The following is a 15,752-nucleotide window of genomic DNA, read 5'->3' as shown; positions in this document are numbered from 1 at the left end:
GACGATGTCAGTGAGCGAGTGCATGAGCCTTCTAGTCCAGAAGTTCGGTGGGTCATCGGTGGCGGACGCCGAAGGAATCAAGCGCGTGGCCCGGCGTCTCGTGCAGTCCCAGGCGGCCGGCAACCAGGTCGTCGCGGTGGTCTCGGCCATGGGCGACAGCACCGACGAGCTTCTCGACCTTGCCTCCCAGGTCTCGGAAACCGCTGATCCGCGCGAAATGGACATGCTCCTGAGCGCCGGAGAGCGAATCTCCATGGCACTGCTGGCCATGGCAATCCATGGCCTCGGCGCGTCCGCCCAGTCCTTCACGGGCAGCCAGGCCGGCATGATCACCGACGCCATCCACGGCAAGGCGCGCATCATCGACGTCTCACCCCACCGGATCCGCACGGCCATCGAAAAGGGCGACATCGCCATCGTGGCCGGCTTCCAGGGCATGAGCCGGGAGAGCAACGACATCACGACGCTCGGCCGCGGTGGCTCCGACACGACCGCCGTCGCCCTGGCTGCGGCCCTGAACGCGGACGTCTGCGAGATCTACACCGACGTCGACGGCATCTACACCGCCGATCCGCGCGTGGTGCCGTCCGCCCAAAAGATCGACACGATCTCCAGCGAGGAAATGCTCGAAATGGCGGCCTCCGGGGCGAAGATCCTTCACCTGCGCAGCGTCGAGTACGCCCGCCGGTTCGGGGTTCCCCTGCACGTGCGGTCCTCCTTCAGCGACCATGAGGGGACCTGGGTCCTGCCCAGCCCCGACGACCAGATCAAGATTCAAGAGGGAGAACCCTTGGAACAGCCAATCATTTCAGGCGTCGCACACGACCGCTCGGAGGCCAAGGTCACCGTCGTCGGCGTTCCCGACATCCCCGGCAAGGCCGCGGAAATCTTTGGGATCATTGCGGGCGCCCACACGAACATCGACATGATCGTGCAGAACGTCTCGACGCACGGGTCGGGCCGCACCGACATCTCCTTCACGCTGCCCATCGTCGATGGTGCGCAGGCCCTCGCCGCCCTGGGTGAGGCGCAGGCGGGGGTCGGCTACGAGTCCGTCGAATACAACGAGCAGATCGGGAAGCTGTCGCTGATCGGCGCCGGCATGCGGTCCAACCCCGGGGTGTCCTACAAGTTCTTCAAGGCGCTCTCGGACGCCGGCGTGAACATTGACATGATTTCCACGTCGGAGATTCGCATCTCGGTGGTCACGAGCGCCGAACTGCTCGATACCGCCGTCCGAGCCGTCCACGCGGCCTTCGAGCTCGACGGCGAAGCCACCGCCACTGTGTACGCGGGCACCGGGCGCTGACGGCCCGAACCGGACTGTCCTGAGCGGGGCATCCGCACTGTCCTGAGCGGGGCGCTGGGTTTTCTGCCGCGGCCCTACGTCTCGTCGGTCACGTCTCGTCGGTCACGCCTCGTCGGTCACGCCTCGTCGGTCACGTTTCCTCGGTCGGCCTCCGCACCGCGTAGTGGTGGCCTTCCGAGTCCTCCATCATCTCGATGCCGGCCAGCTGCTTTTCGCTTTGGTCCTCGGCTGCGTCGTGTCGATGGACCACCGGGGTTTCCGATCCGGTGCGGTCGGCGGGGCCGAGGAACAGCCGGACGAACGAGTCGAGGCGGCTGTAAGGGGGGCGCCGGACCCGGCGTCGCTTCTCTGGTTCCGGAAGATTTTCCATGATGCACCTTCTTCTGAGGTACATCTCATTTTACGCCGGGTGGGTGCGGAAAGCGCCGGTCAGGACGGCCGGCGGGGAACGATGTAGGTCGAGCCGTCGGCCCGGGTGATCGTCTCCCACTGATCCGCCTCGGACTGCCTTTGCTTCAGCAGCTCCTGGTTTTCGGCAGTCATTGGATGGTCGAGGGAGCTTGACTGCGCCGGGCCGAAGAAGGCCCGCGCCCGGCCGGTGAGGCGCATGAAGCGCTCGATGAAGCCTTCTCGATTCGGCATGCCCGTCCCTCCTGCATCTCTGCTGTCTCCGGTATTTTCCCACGGCCCAGAAAAAGGCGGGCGGGGCCGGCGGCCGAAGCCGCCGTCCCCACCCGCCGGTGGTTCGGTACTACCCGCGGTCAGCGGAGGGTCGAACCTCCCGCGGCCGGAGCGCCCGCGGCGTCCTCAACGAGGACCGGTGACCCGGTCGGCGTCACCGTGGTGGCACCATTGGCGCCCACCTCGAGGCTCACCGCCGTCGAACCGGCGTCTCCGAAGAACACCCGTCCCACGTAGCTGCCCGGCTCGAGGCCGGTCCAGGACAGGCTCACCGTGGATTCCTTGCCGTTCTTGAACTGGATCGGGTCCGGGGAGACCTTGAGGTTCCCCTCGTCGCCGCCCAGCACGACAGCATCGACGGTGGCCTTGGTGGGCCGGTTGTCGGGGCTGCTGTAGAGGTTGGCGACGATCGTGTAGGTTCCCGGGGCCGGGTTGTTCAGCAGCACGGACTCGCTTGCCGACGCCGTCGCTGCGGCGATTTCCCCATTCGAAGGAGTGATGACGAACAGGTCGAAGTCGGCATTCGCGTCGGCCGAGTTCACAGCGAACCGGGCCAGCGAGGTACCTGCGGGAACCTCGACCTCGGTCACGCTGTTGCTCGCGTCGGCGGTCCCGTTGGCAGGGCCCGGAACCAGTTCGACGGCGGTGCTGTCGGCCTTGGTCAGCCCCTTGACGGAGAGGTCGACGGTGCCCGTCGTCCCCGCCGTGACGTTGAAGGTCCCGGTTCCGGTTCCTGCCGCCGATGTGAAGGACACCGCAGCGGGCATCACGGCGGTGACCGGACGAACGGCGATCGGTGAGGTCACCGTGGCGCCCTTCGCTTCGGTCCAGGTCAGCGAGCCCATTGCGAAGGCGTCAAGCGCCGCCGACTTGTTCTCGAAGGTCACCTTGAAGCTCTTGGACTCGCCTGCCGCGGCGAAGTCGAGCCGGGCGGGCGACACCTTGGTGGCGATGCCGGGGAGGTCCACCGTGGCGGTGTAGCTTCCCGGTGCGGTGGCGGTGACCGTGCGGGTCACCGTGACCTTCCCGGTCAGCTTGCCGACGGCGATCGAGGGAACGTTGACGTCCTTTGCTCCGACAACCTGCGGCTTCCGGAGCCCCAGGGGTGCGCCGAGGCTCTGCAGGAAGCCGTTCCAGTGGGCGGCATCCGCGTCATACACGAGCCCGGGGCTCAGCATCGCGGCGGGGTTCACATGGCCGGCACCGACGGCGAAGACGTCGTTGTTGGCCGCGCCCTCCTCGGTCAGCACATCACCGGCGGTGGTCATCAGCGCCGACTTCACGGCGGCCGGGGACCAGGCGGGGTTCTTCGCCAGGACCAGGGCGCCGAGGCCGGCGACCTGCGGGGCAGCCATGGACGTACCGGAGAGGAATCCGAAGTTCTCACCGGTCCCGACCGGTGAGACACCGGCCAGGACGTTGACGCCGGGAGCCGTGATGTCGGGCTTCAGGAAGTCCGAGTTCACTGCCAGCGACGGTCCACGCGAAGAGAACGCAGCGATCTGCGGGTCCTTGGGAGTGGGAAGGCCGGTGGTGTCCTCGTCGACGAGAGCCGCGGTGAGCGCCGGGTTGGCCTTGAGCTTCTCCTTGACTTCGACGCCGTCGATGTGGACGGTCGGCACTGCGTGGAGGTCAAGGTCGAGTGACCCGGGCACCACGTTGACGAGGATCATGCCCACGCCGCCTGCCTTCTCGACGGTTGCGCTCTTGAGCACCCGGTCGACCACGCCGCGGTCGCAGACGACGATCTTGCCCGTCACCTTGGCGGCATCGAGGCTGTCTTTCTTGCACAGGGCCGCGTCGGCCGCTGAAACTCCGGCAGCTGCGGCATCGGCCGCGAGGACGACGGCGGTCTGCGGGACCTCGCGGTTCATCACCGACGTGCCGCGGTACTTGCTGCCGTCGGAGAGTTCAACGGTGCCCTGCAGCTCATGGGAGAACGTGCTTGCGGCCACCGTGGTGAGCCACGGGGAGCTGTGGTTCACGGTGCTGACGGTCGGCCCGGAGTTGCCTGCCGAGGTGGAGACGAAGATCCCCGCCGAGGCGGCCGAGAGGAACGCGAGCGCCACCGGGTCGGTGGTCGAGTTGTTGTTGCCGGAGATGGAGTAGTTAAGGACGTCCACCCCATCAAGGATCGACTGCTCGATCGCCTCCACCGCGGAGGAGCTGTAGCAGCCTCCCGAGCCGGGGTCGTTGTCCTCCCAGCAGATCTTGTACACGGACACCGCGGCGGCGGGGGCCACACCGGCGCCCTTGCCGAAGCTCCTGCCGTCGACAGTGGCCTCGACGTCGGCGTTGCCCGCCGCAGTCGAGGCGGTATGGGTGCCGTGGGAATCGATGTCGATGGGGGAAATCAGCTCATCGGGCGAACGGTCCTTCTCGGGCACGGAGCCGAGGAAATCGTCCGCGAAGTAGCGGGCGCTGAGGACCTTGGAGTTGCAGGCGCTGCCGTCGAAGTCCTGCCCGGTCTGGCACTCGCCCAGGAAGGTGCTGCCGTCGGCCTTCAGCATGGCGATCTTGCCGTCGGGGGTGAGGTAGGGCTCGCCCACCACGGGATCCCCCTGGAGCGGCTTGACCTCAGGGCCGGTCAGGAAGGCGTTCTCCGGGCGGTACCCGGTGTCGATGACGCCGACGACCGTTCCCTTGCCCGCGTTGGCGGCTCCACCGAGCTGGGTGGCCCAGAGTCCGTCCTCGCCGGTCAGGCCGAGGAAGTCGGCGCTTGAGTAGTCGGGGCTGTTCTGGGTGTCCGGGGCGACCACGTAGACGTTCGGGTTCTTGGAAAGCAGTGCCGCCTGCTCGGCGGTGAGGTTCGAGGTGAACCCGTTGAGGGCCGTGGTGAAGGACTTGCCGACCTCCGCATTGACCGCGGCCGCAACATCCGTCTGGCTCTTCTTCAGCCGGGCCTCGTAGGCGCGGGCGTTCGGGGACTCCTTCGTGAGCTTTTCGCCCTTGCCCGGCTTCGTTGCCGGGATACCGTCGGCGCCGCCCTCGTACATGGCAAGGGGGTGTTCCTTGAGGACCACGATGTAGCGGCCATCTGTGAAGTTCGATGGGGAAACGCCTGAGAGCTGCGTTGAAGTCTGCGCGGGCACCTGGGCCGCGAAGACGGCGGGGGTCACTGCCGCAGATGACATCAGGAGCGGCACCCCCAGCGCGATCGCCGTAACGCGGCGGAGCCGTGGGCTCCGCAGTCCGGCTTGTCCTCGTTGGATCATTAGGAGAAGAGCCTTTCATTCAATGCGGGCTCGGCGGGAGTAACCGGGTGCCCCTCATGCTGTGGGCTTCCGCCACCGGATCCCCATCTGTGACAGGAGTCACAAACGCCACAGCAGTATTAATTTACCCGAGGCAACACTCGCTTGGATAGCAAAAGAAATCACTTTCCCGGCGTGGCTTGACAGGACGCCCGACGCCGTTGCTAAGGCTGATAATAGAACCATGGCGCCGGTACCCCAACAAGTTCTCGAGCAGGAGGAATGGCTCCCCCTGCAGGAGGAGTATTCGGCGCGCGTCCGGCGCTTCACCGAGCCCTACCTTCAGCGCCGGTCCGCCGGGGAAAAGCACCCGGTGGAGGACTTCCTCTTCACCTACTACAACCACAAACCCGGCCAGCTGCTGCGCTGGCACCCGGGAGCCGGCACCGCCCTGCGGGGCCCGCTCGCCGGGGAGCGGCGGAACTGGAAGTACTACGCGCCCCTTCCCGACGGCGCCGTCACCGTCGACCTCGATGCCTTCCTCTCGGAGCGGGCCGAGACCCTGGCTTTCGTGCGTGTCATCCTCGCGGGGACCCTGCGCCGGCCGGGCCAGTTCGGCTGTTTCGGACTGCACGAGTGGGCCATGGCGTACAAGTCGGAGCTCAACGGCGTCCGCCACGACTACCTCGGCCTGCGCCTCGGCGCGGACGGCACCGACGCCGTCGTCGAGGACGCCCGGATCCGCTGCTCCCACTTCGACGCCTTCCGCTTCTACACCCCGCAGGCCGTCCCGCTCAACGAGCTGGCCCCCACCCGGGAGAATCAGCGCCACCTGGAGCAGCCCGGCTGCCTCCATGCCAATATGGATCTTTATAAGTGGGCCTACAAGCTCAGTCCCCTCCTGCCCAGCACCCTGATCCTCGACTGTTTCGAGCTGTCCTGGCGCATCCGGATCCTCGATATGCAGGCCTCGCCGTACGACCTCAGCGGCTGGGGTTACCCGCCGGTCCGCATTGAGACGCCCGAGGGCAGGGCCGCCTACGTCCGGGAGCAGCGCCGGTTCTCCTCCGAATCCCAGCAGCTGCGCTCCCGGCTCCTTGAGCACCTCGACGCCGCCGAAGCCGTCACCCGCCGGGTCACCACCCGGAACGGAGGCACCCCGTGAGGCCGCATCTGACGGCCGCGGCAGCCATGGCCCTGCTCCTTGCCGCACTCACCGGCTGCACCGGCGGTGGAACCGGCGACGAAACCACCACTGCTCCGTCGACCACTGCACCCTCGGCCACTGCACCGGCGGCCACTGCACCGGCGTCGCCCGCCCCCGGCTCCGCTGCGCCCACTCCGCCCGGGCCGTCTGCGCCCGCCCAGCCGTCCGCAAGCCCGAGCCCGACTCCCACGGAGGCACCGACAATGACGCCGAAAACCCCAGTACCGCCGCCATCGGCGGATGGAACCCGCCTTGCCGTCACCATCCAGGAGTCCGCCGACGCCGAACCGGTCGAGTACATCCTCGAGTGCGTCGAGGGCCGGCCCGGCCCCGGCACGTCCCTGCCCAACGCCGAGGCCGCCTGCACGGTCGTGTCCCGGCTCGGGGTGAAATTCTTCACGGCCATCCCGGACAAGAACATCGTGTGCACGGAAATCTACGGCGGACCGCAGACCGCCTCGATCACGGGCACCGTCGACGGCAAGCCCGTCCGGGCGCGCTTCGCCCGCACCAACGGGTGTGAAATCTCCCGCTGGGACGCCGTCAAGGAGATCCTCGGCACCGGCGGGGCGTTCTAGGGCCCGCCCGCTGCTTCGGCGCCCCGGACGCGGTTCGGGCCGGGCACCCCGGCCCGGTAGACTGAAGGGGCAAGCTCGCGGAGCGCCGGACCTGTCGACCCCTGGTCCACCCGGCGTGAGACGGCACTTCCGGGCCCCTGCATTTAATGCTGGCACCCCCAGCACTTGCCGCTTCACTCACAGGAGTTGCCGGATGCCCCGGATCGTTGTTGACGTCATGCCCAAACCCGAAATCCTCGACCCGCAGGGCAAAGCCATTGCAGGCGCGCTCCCCCGGCTTGGCCTTACCGGTTTCGCCGGTGTCCGCCAGGGCAAGCGGTTCGAACTCGAAGTCGCCGGGGAAGTCACCCCCGAACTGCTCGAGCAGGCCCGCAGCGCGGCCAGCACGCTGCTGTCGAACCCGGTGATCGAAGATGTGACCCGCGTGGAGGTCATCCAGGAGGACGCCGAGTGAGCGTCGAAACCCCCCTGATCGGCGACTTCCAGCCGTTCCCCTCGGCCTCGACCGAGGGAAGCCTCGCCGGAATACGGGTCGGCGTCGTCACCTTCCCGGGCACCCTCGATGACCGGGACGCAATGCGGGCCGTGCGCCTGGCCGGCGGGACCGCCATCTCCCTCTGGCACGGCGACCACGACCTCCGGGGAGTCGACGCCGTCATCATCCCCGGCGGTTTCTCCTACGGCGACTACCTCCGCGCCGGGGCCATCTCCCGCTTCGCGCCCCTGATGGAACAGATTACCGCGGCGGCCACCGGCGGACCGGGCGCGCTGCCCGTCCTCGGCATCTGCAACGGCTTCCAGGTCCTCACCGAGGCACACCTGCTGCCGGGCTCCATGATCAAGAACAACTCCCTCCACTTCCTGTGCCGCGACCAGCGCCTGCGCGTCGAGAACGCCGACACCCTGTGGACCTCCGACTACGCGGCCGGCGAGGAGATCGTGGTGCCGCTGAAGAACCAGGACGGGCAGTTCGTCGCCGACGAGCACACCCTCGACGAGCTCGAAGGCGAGGGCCGCGTCGTGTTCCGCTATGTGGGAGAGAACCCGAACGGCTCGCGCCGCGACATCGCCGGAATCTCAAACGCGGCAGGCAACGTCGTCGGGCTCATGCCGCACCCCGAACACGCCGTCGAGCCCGGCTTCGGCCCCGACTCCTCGGCACGCGGCGAGGTCGACCTCCGCGGCGGCACCGACGGCCTCGGCATCTTCACCTCGGTACTCAAGAAACTGGTTGGCTAAGTGACTGCAGAGACAATGTCCAAGAAGTTCAATATCGACACCGTCGCCAACGCCGAGGCAACGCCCGGCCAGGCGCTGCCCTGGGCCGAACTCGGGCTGAAGCAGAACGAGTACGACCGCGTCGTCGAGATCCTCGGCCGCCGCCCCACCGGTGCCGAACTGGCGATGTACTCGGTGATGTGGAGCGAGCACTGCTCCTACAAGTCCTCCAAGGTCCACCTGCGCCAGTTCGGCGACAAGGTCACCGACGCCATGAAGGAACACCTGCTCGTGGGCATCGGCGAGAACGCCGGCGTCGTGGACATCGGCGACGGCTGGGCCGTGACCTTCAAGGTCGAATCCCACAACCACCCCTCATTCGTCGAGCCCTACCAGGGCGCAGCGACCGGCGTCGGCGGGATCGTCCGCGACATCATCTCCATGGGCGCCCGCCCGGTCGCCGTCATGGACCCGCTGCGCTTCGGCGCGATCGACCACCCCGACACCGCGCGCCTGGTCCACGGCATCGTGGCGGGCATCGGCGGCTACGGCAACTCCCTGGGCCTGCCCAACATCGGCGGTGAGGTCGTCTTTGACTCCTCCTACCAGGGCAACCCGCTGGTCAACGCGCTCGCCGTCGGCGTCCTGCGCCACGAGGACATCCGCCTCGCCAACGCCTCGGGCGTCGGCAATCGAGTCGTCCTCTTCGGTGCGCGCACCGGGGGCGACGGGATCGGCGGGGCATCGGTCCTCGCCTCCGAATCCTTCGACGACGCCAAGCCCTCCAAACGCCCCGCCGTGCAGGTGGGCGACCCCTTCGCTGAAAAGGTGCTCATCGAGTGCTGCCTCGAACTGTTCAAGGCCTCGGTCGTCGAGGGCATCCAGGACCTCGGGGCGGCCGGTATTTCCTGCGCCACCTCCGAGCTCGCCTCGAACGGTGACGGCGGCATGCACGTCGAACTCACGAAGGTCCTCCTGCGCGACCCGACCCTGACCCCCGGCGAAATCCTGATGTCGGAGTCCCAGGAGCGGATGATGGCCGTCGTCACCCCGGCCAATGCCGCGGCGTTCGAAGCCATTATGGACAAGTGGAACGTCGAGTACTCGTGGCTCGGCGAGGTCACCGACACCGGCCGGCTGGTCATCGAGTGGGACGGTGAGACCATCGTCGACGTCGACCCGCGCACCGTCGCCCATGACGGACCCGTCTACGAGCGGCCCTACCACCGCCCGGTCTGGCTCGACGGCGTCCAGGCGGATTCCTTCAAGGGCTCCGCACCGGATCTGCGGGCCGCGGTGCTCGAACTGATGTCCTCCCCCAATATGTGCTCGAAGGACTGGGTCACCAACCAGTTCGACCGTTACGTGCAGGGCAACACCGCGCTGGCCATGCCCGACGACGCCGGCGTGATCCGCGTCGACGAGGAGACCGGCCTCGGCGTCGCCCTCTCGACCGACGCCAACGGCCGCTACTCCTACCTGAACCCGTACGAGGGCGCCCGCCTTGCCCTGGCGGAGGCGTACCGCAACGTCGCCACCTCCGGCGCCAAGCCGCTGGCCGTCACCGACTGCCTCAACTTCGGTTCCCCTGAGGACCCTGAGGTGATGTGGCAGTTCGCCGAGACCGTCCGCGGACTCGCCGATGCCTGCCAGGAGCTCGGCGTGCCGGTCACCGGCGGCAACGTCTCGCTCTACAACCAGACCGGGGGCGTGGCGATCCACCCGACGCCCGTGGTGGGCGTGCTGGGCGTGTTCGACGACGTCGCCCGCCGGACCCCCTCCGGCTGGCGCGAGGACGGGCAGGCCATCTACCTGCTCGGCACCACGCGGAACGAACTCGATGGATCCGAATGGGCCAACCTGCGCGGCCACCTCGGCGGCACGCCGCCCGTGGTGGACCTTGCGGCGGAGAAGACCCTTGCCGCGGTGCTGGTTAACTCCTCGCGTGACGGCATGATCGACGCCGCCCACGACCTCTCCGAAGGCGGCCTCGCCGCCGCCCTGTCCGAGGCGGCACTGCGGTTCGGCGTGGGGGCGCGCATCGGCATCGACGAACTGTGCGAGCGCGACGGCATCAACGCGTTCACCGCGCTGTTCAGCGAAAGCCAGGGCCGTGCGATTGTCAGCGTCCCCCGTTCCGAAGAGGTGCGCTTCAACGACATGTGCACCGCCCGGAACTATCCGACGCTCCGGATCGGCGTCGTGGACACCGAAAACTCAGCTCTCGACGTGCAGGGGCACTTCACCCTGCCGCTGGCCGAGCTGAAGGAAGCCCACGAGGGAACCCTGCCGAAGCACTTCGCCTAAGGACAGGCGCTTTATAGGACAGGGCTTCCTAAACAGGACGAGGGCCGGGACCGGGGCGGAAACGCCTCGGTCCCGGCCCGCCCTGATTAACCCCCGAGTGCAAGCCTCCGGGCCGCCCGGACGTACCGGGCGGTGACGTACCGCTGCACGAGCCGCAGCGCCGGAGCCCCGAGCCGGTAGAACGGTGAAGCCGGGACGCTGTAGGCGCTCACCCGGAAGACCAGCTTCCCCTCCGGGGTGAGTTCGGCATAGAACCCCTCCTCGCCGCGCACCGGGTGGCCCTTCCGCGTGCCGTAGCCGAACCCCGCCCGCTGGCCCGCCACCGGCCGGCCCGAGCCGTCCCGCAGCACCTCCCGGGACCACAGCACTGTGCTCGGGGCAGGCAGCCGGAAGGGACCGACCCCGAGCGCGGTGCTGACCTCGGCTCCGGGAACGGCGCGCGGGGCGACGGTGTCGACCCGCAGGCCCGCGCCGCGGTGCAGCTGCCAGGTAAGAATTCCCTCGGCCAGGGCCTCGAAGGCCGCGGAAGGGTCCCCCGCCTCCAGCGGGTACTCCCTCACCGCCACCCGATAGCCCTCCGGCCAGCCGCCCTTCATCGGCTCCGGGAAGGGGCGGTCCGTGCCGCCCTGCTCCGCGTAGCTCAACCCGTTCATCCGCCCGTCTCCCGCCGCCATTTCCTGCCACCGTTTCGCGCCACCATCCGGCCCCACCGGAGGGAGCCGCCGCTTCGAGCGTAGCCGCTTCCAAGTCCTCCCTCACCGGCACCGCCGGAGGCCGGCAAAGGTGGGAGGATGGTGCCACACACCTGCAGGAGGAAATCATGGGCGAGGCAAAACGCCAGGCAACGAAGGCGGCCGACGCCGCCGAGGACGTTGCAGACTCGAAGGGCTTCCAGCTGGCCGCGCGCGCCGGTTACATCGCGGCGGGGCTGCTTCACCTGCTGATCGGCATCATCGCCCTGCGGATCGCCACCGGCGGTTCGGGCAAGGCGGACCAGAGCGGGGCGCTGCAGCAGCTTGCCGGCGGGCCCGGAGGCCGGATCCTCCTGTGGGCGTGCTTCCTGGGCTGCATCGCCCTTGCGCTGTTCCTGCTGAGCCAGGTTTTCTTCGGCGTGAAGCACGCCAGCGGAAAGGAACAGACCAAGGAGCGGCTGAAGTTCGGCGGACAGGCCGTTGTCTACGCGGCGATCGGCGCGGGCTTCGGGCGCTATGCCCTCGGCGGGACGAGTGACAGCGGCCAGTCGACGCAGTCGACCACAGCTTCCCTGATGTCCTCCCCCGCCGGGGCGGCCCTGTTGATCGCCATTGGGCTGGGCCTGCTCATTACCGCCGGCTACTTCGTCTACAGCGGGGCCACCAAGAAGTTCAAAGACAATCTCTCCCGGCTTCCCTCGGGGCAGGCCGGTTCGGCGGTCGTCAGCCTGGGCCGGGTGGGCTATATCGCCAAGGGCGTCGCCCTCGCGGTTCTCGGTTTCCTGCTCATCCTCGCGACCGTCCGGAACAACCCGGAGGAGTCAACGGGACTCGACGGAGCCCTAAAGACCCTCGCCGGGCAGCCGTTCGGTATCTGGATCCTTGGCGCTGTCGCCGTCGGGCTGATCTGTTACGGGCTCTTCCTGATGGTCCGCTCGCGCTACCAGCGCATGTGAGCGACCGCGTCAGAGTCCGAAGCGGGGACTTTCGGTGACCGGGCAGGTGTCCATCACGACGTCGAGCCCGGCGTCCTTGGCGCGCTGCGCGGCCGCCTCGTCGATGACGCCCTGCTGCAGCCATACCGCCTTGGCGCCGGCGGCGATCGCCTGATCCACCACGTCGCCCACCCGGGACGAGTTTACGAAGCAGTCGACGACGTCGATCGGGCCCGGGATCTCGCCCAGGGTGCGATAACCCTTCTGGCCGTGCACGTCGTCGCCCTTGAGGCTCACCGGCACGATCTCCTTGCCCAACCGGTCCATCAGGAACCGGGAGACCCCCAGCGCCACCCGCCGCGGGTTGTTCGAGAGGCCGACGACGGCCCACCGGCCCGGCTCGCTCAGGAGCCGCCGGATCACTGCAGGATCATTGGAGTGCTTCACCGTTGCCCTTCCCTTCCGTGGCCTCAAGCCTATGCGAACCCCCAGCGTGCGGGAGCCGTCAAGGGGGCCGGCGCGTGTCTGTTTATTACGGGGGGAATTTGCCGCTTCCGCGGGGATGGGCGTTTAGTGGTGCTTGACCATCCCGAGCGGCTGAGAGACCTGGATCGATGAAGCCGCAGCAACCCTGGTTGTCCGTATCCCCCTGATACCGGGCAATAACGAGGAGCAGGCCGCGGGTGCCGGGCGCCGAAAGGCGCCGGGCTAAGGCGTGTTCCGTAGGGTGCTACTGCCAGGATCGATGGAGACCTCTATGACTGCTGTTCTGGCATCTTCGACAACCGCCGACCCGCGCCGCAGGCCGCCCCTTCAGGTGAGCTTCAGCCGCCTGGGGCGCAGTTTCGGCACCTCAAGCGACCGGCGGGTGGTGCTGCGGGACGTCACCGTGGACATCCGGCCCGGTGAAGTCCTCGCCATCCTCGGCACCAGCGGCTGCGGGAAATCAACGCTCCTGCGTGCCGCTGCGGGCCTCGACACCCCCGACGCGGGCAGCGTGCTGATCGATGGCACCGAAGTCCGCGGCATCGACGAGCGCTGCGCCGTTGCCTTCCAGGAACCCCGCCTGCTGCCCTGGCATACGCTGCAGGCCAATGTCGCCATTGGCCTGCCCAAGTCCTCGAGTGCGAGCGCCGGCAAGGCCAAGGTCGCCGAACTGCTGAAACTTGTGGGCCTCGACCGCTTCGCCAAGCACCGTCCCCGCGAGGTCTCCGGGGGAATGGCCCAGCGGGCCTCTCTCGCTCGCGCCCTGGCCCGCACCCCCGGCGTCCTGCTGCTCGATGAACCCTTCGGCGCCCTCGACGCGCTGACCCGCCTCAAGATGCAGGACCTGCTCCTGGAGATCCACGCGGCGCAGCCCACCACGGTGCTGCTGGTGACCCACGACGTCGACGAGGCGCTCCAGCTCGCCGACCGCATCCTCGTGCTCGGCAGCAGCGGCGATGGGCCGGGGTCAACGGTTAAGGACCTGATCCCCGTCCCCGGGGCGCGGCCCCGCGACCGCAGCTCCCGCGAACTGGCGGAGCTGCGCCGGCACCTGCTCACCCTGCTCGGCGTCGCCGCGCACTGACTGCCGGCTGACCGGCAGGGGCTGATCGACAGGGGCTGACCTGCAGGGCCGACCCGCCCGCCTCAGGCTCCCCTCCGGTTCCTCCCGCACTCCCGCTCCGCCATACCCTCCCCCTGCCCCGCTCTCCTCAGGCCGTACCCCTGCGGCTCTGCGCCGCACTACTCCGCACCCTAATTCCGCACCAAACGAAGGAACCCCATGACCCGTCTCACCCTTCTCCGCACCGCCTCCGTTGCCGCAGCCCTTTCCCTGGGCCTGAGCGGGTGCATGGCCGGGGAGAACACCGCCACCGGCGGCAACGCAGCGGAGGCCGCCACGACAGGCGGCACGCTGAACATCGACTTCGCCACCTACAACCCCCTGAGCCTCGTGATCAAGGAACAGGGCTGGCTTGAGGAGGAACTCGCCGACCAGGACATCACGGTGAACTGGGTCCAGTCTTTGGGCTCAAACAAGGCCAACGAGGCCCTGCGGGCCGGGGCCATTGACGTCGGATCCACCGCAGGGTCGGCGGCGCTGCTCGCACGCTCCAACGGTTCGCCGATCAAGACCATCGAGATCTACTCGCAGCCGGAGTGGGCGGCGCTCGTCGCCTCCGCCGATTCGGGAATCACCGCGGTGGAGGACCTTCGCGGCAAGTCGGTCGCGGCCACCAAGGGCACCGACCCCTACTTCTTCCTGCTCCAGGCCCTCGAGTCCGCGGGAGTCGATCCCGCCGAGGTGACGGTGCAGAACCTTCAGCACGCCGATGGCCGGGCGGCCCTCGCCAACGGTGCCGTGGACGCGTGGTCGGGACTCGACCCCATCATGGCGGCGGCCGAACAGGACGGCGCCGAACTGTTCTACCGGAACATCGACTTCAACAGCTACGGGTTCCTCAACGCCACCGAGAGCTTCCTCGAGGAAAAGCCCGACGTCGCACAGACCGTGGTGAACGCCTATGAAAAGGCCCGCGAGTGGGCCTCGGAGAACCCCGAGGACACTGCGGCGATCCTCGCGGAGGTCGCCGCGATCGACCCGGCGGTCGCAAACTCTGTGATCCTTGAACGCACCAACCTCGACGTGGATCCCGTACCCGGTGACGCGCAGCGGGAGGTCCTCGAAAAGATTGGCCCGGTCTTCGTGGAGTCCGGGGATGTCAGCTCCCAGGAGCAGGTCGATACGGCCCTGGACTCCCTGTTCGATGACTCCCTGGTGAAGAAGGCCGACGCCGGCGCCGTCGGGGCCTCCTCATGACAGCGCCCTCCACGCCGGCGGTGGCGGCGCCGCCGCGGTCAAGGAACCGCGGCTCCGGCAGCGCCCGGCGGGTGCGGGGTGCCCTGCTGGGGCTGATTGTCCCAGCGCTGCTGCTTGGCACCTGGCAGCTGAGCTCGGCCACGGGGACCTTCAGCGCCGTCCAGCTGCCCCCGCCTGGCGCGGTCGCGGCCGCCGGGGCCGAACTTCTCGAGCGCGGCGAACTCGGCGTCCACCTCGGCATCAGCACCCAGCGCGTCCTGCTGGGCTTCGCCGCCGGAGCCGCGCTCGGCCTGACCGCGGGGGCGGTGCTTGGGCTCTCCCGCACGGCGGACGCCCTCCTCGGCCCCACGATCGGCGCCGTGCGCGCCGTCCCGTCGCTGGCATGGGTTCCCCTGCTGATCCTCTGGATCGGCATCAACGAGGACTCGAAGGTCACCCTGATCCTGATCGGAGCGTTCTTCCCGGTCTTCACGACGGTGTCCCTCGCGCTGCGCCACGTCGACCGGAACCTCGTCGAGGCCGGTCGGGCCTTCGGACTCACCGGGTTCCGGCTCCTCACCACCGTCCAACTGCCCGCCATTATCCCGGCGGTGTTCTCCGGACTGCGCCTTGCCCTGGCCCAGTCCTGGCTGTTCCTCGTCGCCGCCGAACTTATCGCGGCCTCGATGGGCCTGGGCTGGCTGCTGAGCGATTCGCAGAACAACGGCAGGGTCGACCGGATCTTCCTGGCCATTGTGCTCCTCGCCGTCCTCGGCAAAACCACCGACGCGCTTCTGGGCCTCGCCCAGCGCTGGGCGGTGCGGCGGTGGGCGTGAGCGCGATCGA

15 protein-coding genes are annotated in these 15,752 nt (G+C 68.4%); 10 read left to right on the top strand and 5 right to left on the bottom strand.

The window, feature by feature from the left end; genetic code table 11:
* Positions 1-22 precede the first annotated feature (22 nt).
* Entirely contained in the window at positions 23-1,309 is a 1,287-nt protein-coding gene (locus QZX79_RS05055; RefSeq protein ID WP_294565511.1) for an aspartate kinase, read from the top strand.
* Between the two features lie 130 nt (positions 1,310-1,439).
* Here QZX79_RS05055 and QZX79_RS05050 read toward each other — a convergent pair whose 3' ends face one another.
* The 3 genes from QZX79_RS05050 to QZX79_RS05040 all read right to left on the bottom strand — a co-directional run bounded on the left by QZX79_RS05050 (position 1,440) and on the right by QZX79_RS05040 (position 5,124).
* Positions 1,440-1,679 (bottom strand): hypothetical protein, encoded by a 240-nt coding sequence (locus QZX79_RS05050; RefSeq protein ID WP_294565509.1) that lies wholly within the window; start codon positions 1,677-1,679, stop codon positions 1,440-1,442.
* A gap of 59 nt (positions 1,680-1,738) precedes the next feature.
* Entirely contained in the window at positions 1,739-1,951 is a 213-nt protein-coding gene (locus QZX79_RS05045) for a hypothetical protein (protein WP_120165744.1), read from the bottom strand.
* A gap of 119 nt (positions 1,952-2,070) precedes the next feature.
* Positions 2,071-5,124 carry a S8 family serine peptidase gene (locus tag QZX79_RS05040; RefSeq protein WP_294565505.1) on the bottom strand — a complete coding sequence of 1,018 codons (3,054 nt, stop codon included), beginning with the start codon at positions 5,122-5,124 and terminating at the stop codon, positions 2,071-2,073.
* A gap of 304 nt (positions 5,125-5,428) precedes the next feature.
* Here QZX79_RS05040 and QZX79_RS05035 point away from each other — a divergent pair, with 304 nt between their 5' ends.
* The 5 genes from QZX79_RS05035 (at position 5,429) to purL (ending at position 10,494) form a co-directional block, all read left to right on the top strand.
* On the top strand, positions 5,429-6,349 hold the full coding sequence (locus QZX79_RS05035) for a 3-methyladenine DNA glycosylase (protein ID WP_294565502.1): 921 nt from the start codon (positions 5,429-5,431) through the stop codon (positions 6,347-6,349).
* 245 nt (positions 6,350-6,594) lie between these two features.
* Positions 6,595-6,969, top strand: a complete 375-nt coding sequence (locus tag QZX79_RS05030) for a hypothetical protein (RefSeq protein WP_294565499.1) — start codon at positions 6,595-6,597, stop codon at positions 6,967-6,969.
* Positions 6,970-7,162: 193 nt separating this feature from the next.
* Positions 7,163-7,423, top strand: a complete 261-nt coding sequence (gene purS / locus QZX79_RS05025) for a phosphoribosylformylglycinamidine synthase subunit PurS (protein ID WP_133404448.1) — start codon at positions 7,163-7,165, stop codon at positions 7,421-7,423.
* A gap of 14 nt (positions 7,424-7,437) precedes the next feature.
* Positions 7,438-8,208 (top strand): phosphoribosylformylglycinamidine synthase subunit PurQ, encoded by a 771-nt coding sequence (gene purQ / locus QZX79_RS05020; protein ID WP_294565528.1) that lies wholly within the window; start codon positions 7,438-7,440, stop codon positions 8,206-8,208.
* A complete protein-coding gene (gene purL, locus QZX79_RS05015) occupies positions 8,209-10,494 on the top strand; it encodes a phosphoribosylformylglycinamidine synthase subunit PurL (RefSeq protein WP_294565497.1) in 2,286 nt (761 codons plus the stop codon).
* Between the two features lie 86 nt (positions 10,495-10,580).
* Here the strand turns inward: purL and QZX79_RS05010 are convergent, their stop codons facing one another.
* Entirely contained in the window at positions 10,581-11,147 is a 567-nt protein-coding gene (locus QZX79_RS05010) for a DUF1990 family protein (RefSeq protein ID WP_294565495.1), read from the bottom strand.
* Between the two features lie 167 nt (positions 11,148-11,314).
* On the opposite strand from QZX79_RS05010, the gene QZX79_RS05005 reads away from it, so the two are divergent.
* Complete coding sequence (locus QZX79_RS05005) at positions 11,315-12,142, top strand: DUF1206 domain-containing protein (protein ID WP_294565493.1); 828 nt, start codon at positions 11,315-11,317, stop codon at positions 12,140-12,142.
* A gap of 9 nt (positions 12,143-12,151) precedes the next feature.
* Here the strand turns inward: QZX79_RS05005 and QZX79_RS05000 are convergent, their stop codons facing one another.
* A complete protein-coding gene (locus QZX79_RS05000; protein WP_294565491.1) occupies positions 12,152-12,568 on the bottom strand; it encodes a CoA-binding protein in 417 nt (138 codons plus the stop codon).
* Between the two features lie 310 nt (positions 12,569-12,878).
* On the opposite strand from QZX79_RS05000, the gene QZX79_RS04995 reads away from it, so the two are divergent.
* The 3 genes from QZX79_RS04995 to QZX79_RS04985 all read left to right on the top strand — a co-directional run bounded on the left by QZX79_RS04995 (position 12,879) and on the right by QZX79_RS04985 (position 15,742).
* Positions 12,879-13,691: an ABC transporter ATP-binding protein gene (locus QZX79_RS04995; protein WP_294565489.1), complete on the top strand. Its 813-nt coding sequence runs from the start codon at positions 12,879-12,881 to the stop codon at positions 13,689-13,691.
* 198 nt (positions 13,692-13,889) lie between these two features.
* Positions 13,890-14,927, top strand: coding sequence for an aliphatic sulfonate ABC transporter substrate-binding protein (locus QZX79_RS04990; RefSeq protein WP_294565487.1), 1,038 nt, complete (start codon positions 13,890-13,892; stop codon positions 14,925-14,927).
* Entirely contained in the window at positions 14,924-15,742 is an 819-nt protein-coding gene (locus QZX79_RS04985; RefSeq protein WP_294565485.1) for an ABC transporter permease, read from the top strand. The genes QZX79_RS04990 and QZX79_RS04985 overlap by 4 nt, the downstream gene beginning before the upstream one ends.
* Positions 15,743-15,752 lie beyond the last annotated feature (10 nt).

The sequence above is a fragment of the uncultured Arthrobacter sp. genome, from assembly GCF_902805515.1.
GTDB lineage: Bacteria > Actinomycetota > Actinomycetes > Actinomycetales > Micrococcaceae > Arthrobacter_D.
Note: the sequence above shows the minus strand (reverse complement) of the source record. Positions and strands in the feature narration are given on the sequence as shown.

What these genes read in the sequence shown, in the direction of transcription:
- QZX79_RS05005 (WP_294565493.1), top strand. Translation starts at nt 11,315, where the DNA reads ATGGGCGAGGCAAAACGCCAGGCAACGAAGGCGGCCGACGCCGCCGAG.
- QZX79_RS05055 (WP_294565511.1), top strand. Translation starts at nt 23, where the DNA reads ATGAGCCTTCTAGTCCAGAAGTTCGGTGGGTCATCGGTGGCGGACGCC.
- QZX79_RS04985 (WP_294565485.1), top strand. Translation starts at nt 14,924, where the DNA reads ATGACAGCGCCCTCCACGCCGGCGGTGGCGGCGCCGCCGCGGTCAAGG.
- QZX79_RS04995 (WP_294565489.1), top strand. Translation starts at nt 12,879, where the DNA reads ATGACTGCTGTTCTGGCATCTTCGACAACCGCCGACCCGCGCCGCAGG.
- QZX79_RS05045 (WP_120165744.1), bottom strand. Translation starts at nt 1,951, where the DNA reads ATGCCGAATCGAGAAGGCTTCATCGAGCGCTTCATGCGCCTCACCGGC.
- QZX79_RS05035 (WP_294565502.1), top strand. Translation starts at nt 5,429, where the DNA reads ATGGCGCCGGTACCCCAACAAGTTCTCGAGCAGGAGGAATGGCTCCCC.
- QZX79_RS04990 (WP_294565487.1), top strand. Translation starts at nt 13,890, where the DNA reads ATGACCCGTCTCACCCTTCTCCGCACCGCCTCCGTTGCCGCAGCCCTT.
- QZX79_RS05040 (WP_294565505.1), bottom strand. Translation starts at nt 5,124, where the DNA reads ATGTCATCTGCGGCAGTGACCCCCGCCGTCTTCGCGGCCCAGGTGCCC.
- QZX79_RS05050 (WP_294565509.1), bottom strand. Translation starts at nt 1,679, where the DNA reads ATGGAAAATCTTCCGGAACCAGAGAAGCGACGCCGGGTCCGGCGCCCC.
- purS (WP_133404448.1), top strand. Translation starts at nt 7,163, where the DNA reads ATGCCCCGGATCGTTGTTGACGTCATGCCCAAACCCGAAATCCTCGAC.
- QZX79_RS05010 (WP_294565495.1), bottom strand. Translation starts at nt 11,147, where the DNA reads ATGAACGGGTTGAGCTACGCGGAGCAGGGCGGCACGGACCGCCCCTTC.
- QZX79_RS05030 (WP_294565499.1), top strand. Translation starts at nt 6,595, where the DNA reads ATGACGCCGAAAACCCCAGTACCGCCGCCATCGGCGGATGGAACCCGC.